This is a genomic window from uncultured Gimesia sp. (genome assembly GCF_963972345.1).
Taxonomy (GTDB): domain Bacteria; phylum Planctomycetota; class Planctomycetia; order Planctomycetales; family Planctomycetaceae; genus Gimesia.
In genome coordinates this window covers 19,301-29,011 of record NZ_CAXAVM010000085.1, presented here as the reverse complement: position 1 = coordinate 29,011, position 9,711 = coordinate 19,301, and the positions used below count along the sequence as shown (strand labels likewise).

At 52.7% G+C, this 9,711-nt stretch carries 8 protein-coding genes; 4 read left to right on the top strand and 4 right to left on the bottom strand.

The genetic code is table 11. From position 1 onward, the window contains the following. Nucleotides 1-1,278: PQQ-binding-like beta-propeller repeat protein (locus AACZ40_RS15420; RefSeq protein WP_339674910.1), on the top strand; the 1,278-nt coding region annotated here is incomplete at its 5' end. Here AACZ40_RS15420 and AACZ40_RS15415 read toward each other — a convergent pair. After that, nucleotides 1,279-1,851 (bottom strand): protoglobin family protein, encoded by a 573-nt coding sequence (locus AACZ40_RS15415; RefSeq protein ID WP_291176512.1) that lies wholly within the window; start codon nucleotides 1,849-1,851, stop codon nucleotides 1,279-1,281. A gap of 109 nt (nucleotides 1,852-1,960) precedes the next feature. On the opposite strand from AACZ40_RS15415, the gene AACZ40_RS15410 reads away from it, so the two are divergent. Continuing rightward, nucleotides 1,961-2,434 (top strand): Rrf2 family transcriptional regulator, encoded by a 474-nt coding sequence (locus tag AACZ40_RS15410; RefSeq protein ID WP_291176514.1) that lies wholly within the window; start codon nucleotides 1,961-1,963, stop codon nucleotides 2,432-2,434. 6 nt (nucleotides 2,435-2,440) lie between these two features. On the opposite strand, the gene AACZ40_RS15405 is transcribed toward AACZ40_RS15410, so the two are convergent. The 3 genes from AACZ40_RS15405 to AACZ40_RS15395 form a co-directional block, all read right to left on the bottom strand. Further along, nucleotides 2,441-3,481, bottom strand: coding sequence for a hypothetical protein (locus tag AACZ40_RS15405; RefSeq protein WP_291176517.1), 1,041 nt, complete (start codon nucleotides 3,479-3,481; stop codon nucleotides 2,441-2,443). A 104-nt stretch (nucleotides 3,482-3,585) separates the two neighbouring features. Beyond that, a complete protein-coding gene (locus AACZ40_RS15400) occupies nucleotides 3,586-4,143 on the bottom strand; it encodes a DUF3592 domain-containing protein (RefSeq protein WP_291176519.1) in 558 nt (185 codons plus the stop codon). Nucleotides 4,144-4,200: 57 nt separating this feature from the next. After that, nucleotides 4,201-4,989: a TIGR00266 family protein gene (locus AACZ40_RS15395; RefSeq protein WP_291176522.1), complete on the bottom strand. Its 789-nt coding sequence runs from the start codon at nucleotides 4,987-4,989 to the stop codon at nucleotides 4,201-4,203. Between the two features lie 269 nt (nucleotides 4,990-5,258). On the opposite strand from AACZ40_RS15395, the gene AACZ40_RS15390 reads away from it, so the two are divergent. Next, on the top strand, nucleotides 5,259-6,146 hold the full coding sequence (locus tag AACZ40_RS15390) for a FliM/FliN family flagellar motor switch protein (RefSeq protein WP_291176524.1): 888 nt from the start codon (nucleotides 5,259-5,261) through the stop codon (nucleotides 6,144-6,146). A 524-nt stretch (nucleotides 6,147-6,670) separates the two neighbouring features. Further along, complete coding sequence (locus AACZ40_RS15385; protein ID WP_291176526.1) at nucleotides 6,671-9,616, top strand: serine/threonine-protein kinase; 2,946 nt, start codon at nucleotides 6,671-6,673, stop codon at nucleotides 9,614-9,616. Nucleotides 9,617-9,711: the final 95 nt, after the last annotated feature.

The following is a 9,711-nucleotide window of genomic DNA, read 5'->3' as shown; positions in this document are numbered from 1 at the left end:
CCTGAAACCGCCCTGGCCGGTGAATCCAATATACCACCGGATTCGCTGCCGCCCGTCATCGCCGAAGTTTCATTTAAAGAGGCCCGCCCTCAGTCGGCACCGGTTGCGCAGACAGGTTTCTGGCCACACTGGCTGGGTCCGAACTATGATGGCATCTCCTCTGAAACTGCCTGGCGCGCGGACTGGTCCAACAAACCACCCCAGGTAAGCTGGCGCAGAAATGTGGGAACCGGTTACAGTTCGATTTCTGCTGCCGACGGCCGGCTGTATACGATGGGCCATACAGAGGGGAACGAAACGGTGTTCTGCCTGGATGCGAATACCGGCGATATCATCTGGGAGCACAGTTACCCGGCGGAACTGGTCAATCATCTGAATGCGGGGGGCCCGGGAGCCACGCCCACCATTGATGGAGATTTTCTCTACACCAACAGCCGCGACGGGAGACTGATCTGTTTTGAAATTAAAACGGGCAAGATCGTCTGGGAAAAGAAATTAACAGAAGCCTACGAGATGGAAGTCCCGGAGTGGGGCTTTACCTGTTCGCCGCTGATCCTGGGGGATCAACTGCTGGTCGAAGCCGGACGCCTGGTCGCGCTGGATAAACGCACGGGCAAAGAACTCTGGAAATCCACGCCTCACATGCCCGGCTATGGGACGCCGGCTGCCTTCGAAAAGGAGGGGACTCAATACCTGGCGCTGCTCAATAACGAATGTCTGACCATCACCCGCGCCAGCGATGGTGTCGAGGTCACAACTTTCAACTGGCCTTCACCCTTTGATACGAATTCCACCACACCCATCATTGATGGCAACACGATTTTTATCTCATCGGGATATCATAAGGGCTGTGCTCTGCTGGAATTTGAAAATGAGAAACTCACCGCCCGCTATACCAATAAAGACATGAAGAATCACTTCAACAACAGCGTGCTGTTTCAGAAGCACTATTATGGCATGGACGGGAATTCCAACCTGGGACGCATCGTCCGACTGAACTGTCTCGATCAGCAGACGGGCAAAGTGAAATGGCGCGAAGCTGGTTTCGGCTGCGGCTCGGTTTTGATTTCGGACGGCAAGCTGATCATCCTCTCGGATGAAGGCACCCTCGTCACGGCAAAAGTTTCTCCTGAATCTTATCAGGAAATCTCTCGCTTCAAGGTACTCGATGCGCAATGCTGGACGGTTCCCCTGCTCTGTGGCGGACGGATCTACTGTCGTGACTCTACAGGGAATATTGCCTGCGTGGATGTCCGTCAGCCACCAGCGGCTCAATAATCACGCCTGGTAGTGGCGATTGATTAAATCATTCTGAATCCAGAGCAGTTTATTGAAGGCAATTAAGGTTTTGACTTCTGTTACGCGATCCAGATTCAGCCCCAGGATCGTACTGATCAACGCCGTGGAGACAAATCCCATCAACGCATTCATCTGCACGAGTGGCACATCCAGGGCAGGACTGCCTGCTTTGGGAGTATGGATTTTTCCCACCAGATCGAGATACTGAACCATTTTCTCGTCATAAGGCCGGGTCACCAGCGTTTCCAGGTAACGGCCCAGATGCTGCTTGCGAAACTGAATCATTTCGTGATCCACGGTCAGGGTCTCGATATTTTCCGGTGCTTTGCCTTCATAACCATATTGACGTGGGACAAAATGTCGCTTTGTACAATCATACCGGATCAGTTTATCATAGACTGCGTCAACCAGTGAAGGAACCAATGGGGCAAGCGCGTCTGCCGCTGCGTGGATTGTCTGCAGGTCATCTTCCGTAATTCCAATAAATTCAGCCAGATACTGAAATCGATAGCCCAGATCAGATTCCAGTTTTTCTTCATCAATCTGCTTCATTTTTGATTTCTCTCGTGCAGGAACGACTATAATGATTTGGAATTGAATCGTAGCATACCAGACGCCATAATAGACCTCAACGTCCGATTATCGTTTTAAGGACTTCTCCATGTTTTCTCAGACCGTTGAATACGCCCTCCGAGCAATCGTTCATCTCGCCGATCAGGCCCCCAGCCCATGCACAACAGAACAGATTGCCAAAGCCACCAAAGTCCCCCAGGCCTATCTTTCGAAAGTGCTTCAGAGCTTACGGCAGTCAAGCATCGTGCATTCACAGCGGGGCATTGGCGGTGGTATCTCCCTGGTCAAAACACCCGAGGATCTGAGCCTGCTGGAAGTGGTGAATGCCGTCGATCCCATCTGCCGCATCCGAACCTGCCCGCTGGGCCTCAAAGGACATGGCGCGAATTTATGTCCGTTGCACCGCAAACTTGACGACGCCATGCGCGAAACCGAAACCGCCTTTGCGGAAACCACGCTGGCTGAAATCCTCATGTCTTCCACCAGCAGCTACCCCCTGTGCAACGAACCGCATGAGCGGCTGACGCAACTGGGCGGCCCGGCGATCTCTCCCTCAAGCTGATCCTGTTCACTCAGCAGCCTGATTGAAATTCAGACGTTCTATCGGATCATCGGTCTGCCACTCCGATTTACCGGACGGGGCAGCCTGTTCAAAGTATGCCTGTTGAATCGCCGGTAGACTCTGATCGGCCTGCTCTGCAGCCTGTGGGCTTTCTGCTGCCGAGACCTGCTGCAGTTCTGATCTGGCATGTCGCGCGAGCTGTTCCTGTTTCACTTCGCGTGCTTTCCAGCGTCCCACCAGATGTCCGGGAATCACAGCGCCTGCCTTCACTGCGAAATCACCATAAGGCAGGAAGGGAGTGGCCGCCCCTGCGATGTAGGTCGCATACGCGGGATAGAGTATCCGATACGCTTCCTCTTCCTGCTCAAAATTTTCTTCCGCGCGCAGATATCCCAGGGCATCTCCGGTGGCAATCGCTTCCGGCCAGAGCGAAACAACTGGCAATGCCGTCGCGACGGCATAGGTGCCTTTATATTTTCGGGTACCAAAATCTTTCGCGTGTCCCCCTTCATGCAAAGCCACGGCGGGCAGATCGGAATACACGCTGATCGTATTGGTAAACGGGTTGTAGTTGTCCCCACCAATGATGCGACCGGGCAGCAGTGTGTAGGCTGCTGCCGTCAACGTGCCCGCGGTATAGCGCCAGCCCCAGCCAACGGCTTTATTTTTTCGCAGCCGTTTCCACTCGCCTAGGGGATCGTATTCATTCACGCGGACCTTCACCTGATCGAGCCCGTTCTTCTCCAGGTAGGCGGCAATCGCCGCTTCGGTTTCCGGAGAAACGTGGTGGTTATCAATCCGCCGATCCCAGAGCAGAATTTTACCGGGAATCCCGACGACCCAGCCAATGCCATCAATGACAGGCCGGGGTTTTCCTCTCGCAATCTGAGGTTCTCCCTCTGCGAGCAGAGGCTCGGGGGACTGGATTAAAGCGGGCTGATAGTTATAAGGAGTCGTCGCGCAGCCTGACATCGCGGAACAAAACAGGCAGACTGCGAACAACAGCCAGCTGGTCCGGGGCGCACAAAATCGCTGTAAAAATGACATACGAATACAGCCTGGGAAGGGAGTTTGTGAGAGAGATGGCTGCTCTGTATCAGAGGTCACTTTGAGAAGCAAGACCGGTTTCAGATTGATGCCGATTCAGCCGTTCATTCGGCAAAGTTTGCCGTTTCAATCGGGCCACTTTTCATAAACAGGCGAAAAAACGAACTGAACAGCGGAATTCCCGTCATCAGGATCCCCACGCCCAGAAAGACCCAGCCAAACAGGTAATAGAACCAGGTGGTTTTGAAGACCCCTGGTTCCAGTACCGCTGCTTCCGGATGCCGGGGATCATAATAGACATTCACGCTCTTCCGGACGGGATATTTTTTCACGGTATTCTGCGCCAGCGATCGGTCGGAAGTGGAAACATCGCTGCCAAACCAGACCGTTTGCGATTCATAATTTTTCCCTTCAATCTGGTAACGGTAAACGACATGCGCGGCATAGGTGGAGGAACTCGAATTGCTGCTGCGATGCGATTTCACTTTTGATTCAAGAACCTCACCTGTTGTCACAGGCCAGCCCGTGCTGGCACGCGCCTGTTCGAGGAGAGGTAATCCTATCTGGTAAGCCATCACGTAGCCGACGATCAGAAAAATCAAGCCCAGGAAAATGACCAGCCGACGTCCGACTTTTCGCATGCGATCCCGTTTTGCAATCATTCCAGGCTCCTTTCGCTACCGTTCTCGATTGACATTACCTGCCCGTTGAATGAAATCTCAACGGTCGCCGAACATATCTCCCAGCCCGCCCAGGACGGACCCTTCGCCTGCCGACGATCCGCCTGCAGTCGGCGCATGTGCCAGCACACGATCGGCCAGCCGGGAAAAAGGCAGACTCTGTAACAGTACGGTTCCGTGTCCGCGGAGCGTGGCCAGAAACAGACCTTCTCCCCCCAGAACCATCGACTTCAAATTGCCGGCTTTTTCGATGCTGTAGTCGATGTCTCCAGTAAACGCGACAATACAGCCGGTATCCACGCGGAGCGTTTCTCCGTTGAGTTTCTTTTTGATCACGGTTCCCCCCGCATGGACAAAAGCCATCCCGTCGCCCCGCAGTTCCTGGAGGATAAAGCCTTCTCCGCCAAAGAAGCCCGATCCCAGACGTTTGTTAAACGCCATCGTAACTTCCGTACCCAGCGCGGCACACAGAAACGAATCTTTCTGGCAGGTGATGGCGCCGCCCACTTTATCCATATCAATGGCGATGATTTTTCCCGGGTAGGGGGCGGCAAATGCCACGCGCTGTTGTCGCGCGCCCTCGTTCGTAAAGTGGGTCATAAACAGGGACTCGCCCGAGAGCATGCGTTTGCCCGCTTTGAAAATTTTACCAAAGAAGCCATCGTTGGGCTGAGATCCATCCCCCATCCGTGCTTCAAAACGGATCCCCTCTTCCATGTAATTCATTGAGCCGGCTTCAGCAACCACCGACTCTCCCGGATCCAGAATGATCTCCACGATCTGCAGATCCGAACCAAATATTTCGTAGTCGACTTCATGACAGCGCATCTGATTTTCCTTTTCCTTCAGGTCTGAATCCGCCTTGATCGTCCGTCCCTCGACCAGAACGTTCGTAAAGAGGACAGGGATCAAACAATACAGGGCAAGCACTCAAATTATGTCAATCTTTTCCGAATACGCGAAGATTGCCGATTTTGAGTGAAGAACTAATTTTCAACTGGTCGATTGTATGAGTTAAGGTTTCTGCACTTCAGATTAGGATAACGAACTCTGAAGCAATGAACAAATTGTCATTTTAAGGATCTAATTCACCACACATGTCGGGCTTCAGCCAGGAAAATGTAGAAACCATTTTCACCCAGGCGGGTGAGAGTCTGTCTGCACTTGCTGATTCTCTCAACCAGTGTTTCGATTTTCAATATCGACTGGAAATGGGAGAGTCTGGTGTCTGGTCTCCTGAAGAAATGAGTGAAGCATTTCAGGGACCTGGACTGGTTGCCTTGTTTCGCATGGGGGACGAGGCGATGGTGGGTCTGATTCCCGCCAGTCTGCCTTTACCCGACTGGTACGCAGAACCGGGTGACTCGCAGACATCACGTCTGCAGACACTGGCCCTGGAATGGTCAATGAACCTGATCCCCATGGATCTGGGTGATGTTGATGAATTCAAAACGTATTTTGTAGACAGTTTACTAAGCGAAGTGACCGCATGTGCTCCCAGTGAGTGGGCGGCACTGATGCGTATCCATTTATTTTCCTCAGAAGAAGAAAGTGACGGCCAGAGCCCGAGTGCTGTGATCCCTGTAATTTGGCCACTGACGAAACCGCCAGTTACAGAACCCGATCAACCGGAAGCCGATCCAGCACCACAGCCGTCCTCTTCCTCTACTTCTCAAGCGACGCCACAGATGGCACAGGCAACTCCTGCCAACTCGAAACACAACCCGCTCCACCGGCTCAATAAACTGCCGGTGCAGGCAATCGTGAAACTGGCATCCAAAAAAATTGAAATGAACCAGTTACTTTCCATCTGCCCCGGTTCGCTGATCACCTTCGATAAGCCCTGTGAAGACCCCCTGGAGTTGTATATCAACAACCAGGTTTACTGCCAGGGCGAAGCAGTCAAGATTGGTGAAAACTTTGGTTTGAAAATCGATCGCGTCGGTTTCAAAAAAGAATACGAAACCAAAATCATCGAGTTTTAAATGGGTGTAAAAACGGGCCTCGGTTTGAGCTGCCGGATCATTTTGCGAACCGGGTTCTGTCCAATGTGTGATCAAGCACCGACGATCACCGTCACAATGCAGCAGTTCAGGTAGAGGATTAATTGGATGAAAAATCGCCGAAATCGAATTTTTCTCAGAACGAAACACTGCCGAAGTACGTATGATAATAGGTAGTTCCTTATTTTTAGAAACGAATTCCTGTCTGAGATCATAGATCACATCTTTCATCCTGATTCAGACTGCCTGAATTCCGAGGCAAAAAGAAAATCCTAAACAGCCACTTCAAAAAGGTTTAGGACAAAAACATAATGCAGCGCTCAAGCGAATCCTGCACAGGGCCTACGACACGCAATGATCGAAGATTACTTTGCACCAATCCAGGTGAATTTGAATTGCGCTGTTGCCTGCCTGACAAAACGTTCGATATCATTTCACACATTGAACCATCGCTATTTTTAAGTGAACTTTAGACCATGGGCTCCGAGTCAAAATCTGAACGATCGATGACGGAACAGGAATCTCTGCCCGAATTTTTTGCGCGGCCGGTTCCCGATGCGGAAGGTCCGGAGACTATTATCAGTCCACTGGAGCCCATCCCGGCACCCGACTCCAATCGTGATAAAGGTGCACCGTCGAATTTTGCCCGCTCTTCGGTCTGGAATCGGCTGTTTCCGCCGACCACAGAGGATTCGGAAGAACCCGAAGAGACAACCAGCCCTGCCGGGATGACGCTGGAACACTTTGTGATCCGGGAGCGCATCGGACGCGGAGGCATGGGCGCCGTTTTCCGTGCCATCGATACCCGCCTGGATCGTGTTGTCGCGTTGAAAGTGCTCAGCCCCGGTCAATCCCGCGATGCAGGCTCGGTCAAGCGATTTCAGAACGAAGCCAAGTCCGCCGCGCGACTCGATCACGAAAATATCTCCCGCGTATTTTATATCGGCGAAGACCAGGGACTGAATTTCATCGCTTTTGAATATGTCAAAGGGACCAATGTTCGCGAGATCATTCAGTCGCGTGGCATCCTGCCGGCAGCCGAAGCCGTGAACTACGCGTTGCAGATTGCCTCGGCTCTGAAGCACATCAACAAAGCGGGTGTCGTGCACCGCGATATCAAACCCTCCAACATCATCATTACCCCCGGCGGTCGCGCCAAACTGGTCGACCTCGGCCTGGCGCGCAAGGAAAGCGATAACGCTTCCGCCGACCTGACCACGGCCGGAACCACGCTGGGTACGTTCGATTATATTTCTCCCGAGCAGGCCAAAGACCCTCGCAATGTCGATGTGCGCAGTGATATTTATTCGCTGGGTTGTACCCTGTATCACATGCTGACAGGAGAGCCTCCCTACGGTGAAGGGACCGTGCTGCAGAAACTGCTGGATCACTCCGGAAAAAATGTTCCCGATCCGGCGACGATTAACAAGCAACTGCCGCGCGAACTTTCACTCATCGTTCAGAAAATGATGGCCAGTGATCCCGAAGATCGATTTCAGACGCCGGAAGAGTTGATGTATCAGTTGATGCAGGTCGCCGGCCAGCTGGATCTGCGTGGCGTCAATCCTGAAGGGCTGGTCTGGACATCCCCGACCAACTCCCGTCTTGGATTTCTGGAAAAACATATCGGCTGGATCGCGACCGCTGCCGTGTTACTTATCATCGTTGTCCTGCTGGATCGTTATCCCGCGTTCAACCCGGCTGCGGTTAATGTCACTCAGAACAACAGTCAGAACAGTGATCCCGCCATCAGTTCCCTGGCAAACGAGACGGAACCGCAAACGCCGGAAACAGATCTTACGATCGCGAAATCTGACATGCCCATTTCGCCTGTCATCGACAGCAAAGAAACGATTGGGTCTCTGACTGCCCCCGAAACCATCAGTCCGAAAACGGTCGCGCAGGCAGCGACTCCCGAGAAAAGAACGGCTCCCAGTGAACGCAGCGAAGAAGATTCGTTACCCAAAATGACCCTCGAAGAGGATAATAAGCCTCTGAGCGAAATTTTTGACAACGTGCCTCTACTCTCCACGAAAAGTTCCCTCAGCGAATTACTGGAAGCCGGAAATCTGCCTGGCACTGAATCTGCTTCAGGAAACAAAGTTCTGCGAGATAACAACACCGAAACCACACTGGCGATGTCGGAAAGCAGTCAGAAGAAATCCATGGTTCCGCTGGCACCGGCCATCGCAGAACCTGCAGAAACCGAACCGGATCCCTTCCCGAAGAAAAGCGACAATGAATTTCGCAAGATCGAAATTCCCGCCATCACGATCATCAACCCTGATGGCAGCCCCGGGCAGGACTTCAAAACGCTGGATGCCGCCTGTGCCGCCGCCGATGATGGCAGCATTATTGAACTCGGTTTTACCGGCATTCGGAAAGAAGCCCCGATCCACATCAATAACAAACGAGTCCGCATTCGTGCCGCCAAAGATCGAAAACCGATTCTGCTGTTTGAATCGGTCGAAGAACCGGCCGAAGGGTTTCAGACCCACATGATTCAGATTGCCAATGGTTCCCTGGAACTGTTCGAGCTGGGAATCATGGTCGACGTCAAAGACCTCAACTCCGATTCCTGGGCGATCTTCTCCCTGAAAAATGCTCATGACATCCGCCTGCACCAGGTGACCGTCACCTGTGCCAATACCACCAGCCAGCAGGTTTCCATCTTTGAAATGAACGAGCCCATCAACCAGGGCCTCAACGATGATTCCATGATGGGCAAACGTCCGGTGAAAGAATCGACGTTCGTGGAAATCGTAAACTCTGTACTTCGCTGTGACGGCCAGGCATTCTCCATTCGGGAAACGGCTCCCACCCGCCTGGAAATCACCAACTCTGCTTTAATGATTTCCCAGTCACTGATTGAACTGGTGGGCTGCAACAATAAACCCATGGAAGGCGATCACCTGGAACTGGTGTTAAATCATTCCACGTTTGTCCTGGGGAAAGGACTATCGGTGATGGACAGCGGTGCGATTCCACGCGAACTGATCCCGCTCCACGTTTCCGCACGCAATAATATTTTCTTCTCGCGCACCAATGCCCCGTTTGTGATGATGAAGGGGAACACCAACGAAAATGATTTTCGCCAGAAGCTGCTGGCCTGGCGCGGATCCAACAACTATTTCGACCGTTTCAGCACCTTCTGGACGATTCAGTCTCAGCAGGGAACCACGGGCGCACTCTCGATGGATGCGCTCGACTGGAAAGATATCTGGGGGCTCTCCGGCGATGTCAACAGCTACCAGATGGAAATCCCCTGGATCTCAGACCGCGAAAAACTGATCAACGCGTTAGCTTCAGAACTTCAGCCGGCACAGTTGCAGTTCACCCAGCCCACGGATGGCAGCCCGACGATTACAGCCATCGATCGCACCAATGCAGGCGCGGACCTCGTGACGCTGCCTGAGTTACCGCGGGTCATCAAAGCACCTCGAACCGAATAAACCCCGTTTTTCTCCTCGAAACAGGGGCGGAGTCGCGAAATCAGGTCTGTCTGCGCTCTGCAGAAATGTGTATGATGACACAAGGCAGTAGCCTG

What these genes read in the sequence shown, in the direction of transcription:
- AACZ40_RS15400 (WP_291176519.1), bottom strand. Translation starts at nt 4,143, where the DNA reads ATGATTGCAAAACGGGATCGCATGCGAAAAGTCGGACGTCGGCTGGTC.
- AACZ40_RS15415 (WP_291176512.1), bottom strand. Translation starts at nt 1,851, where the DNA reads ATGAAGCAGATTGATGAAGAAAAACTGGAATCTGATCTGGGCTATCGA.
- AACZ40_RS15395 (WP_291176522.1), bottom strand. Translation starts at nt 4,989, where the DNA reads ATGCGCTGTCATGAAGTCGACTACGAAATATTTGGTTCGGATCTGCAG.
- AACZ40_RS15405 (WP_291176517.1), bottom strand. Translation starts at nt 3,481, where the DNA reads ATGTCATTTTTACAGCGATTTTGTGCGCCCCGGACCAGCTGGCTGTTG.
- AACZ40_RS15390 (WP_291176524.1), top strand. Translation starts at nt 5,259, where the DNA reads ATGTCGGGCTTCAGCCAGGAAAATGTAGAAACCATTTTCACCCAGGCG.
- AACZ40_RS15385 (WP_291176526.1), top strand. Translation starts at nt 6,671, where the DNA reads ATGACGGAACAGGAATCTCTGCCCGAATTTTTTGCGCGGCCGGTTCCC.
- AACZ40_RS15410 (WP_291176514.1), top strand. Translation starts at nt 1,961, where the DNA reads ATGTTTTCTCAGACCGTTGAATACGCCCTCCGAGCAATCGTTCATCTC.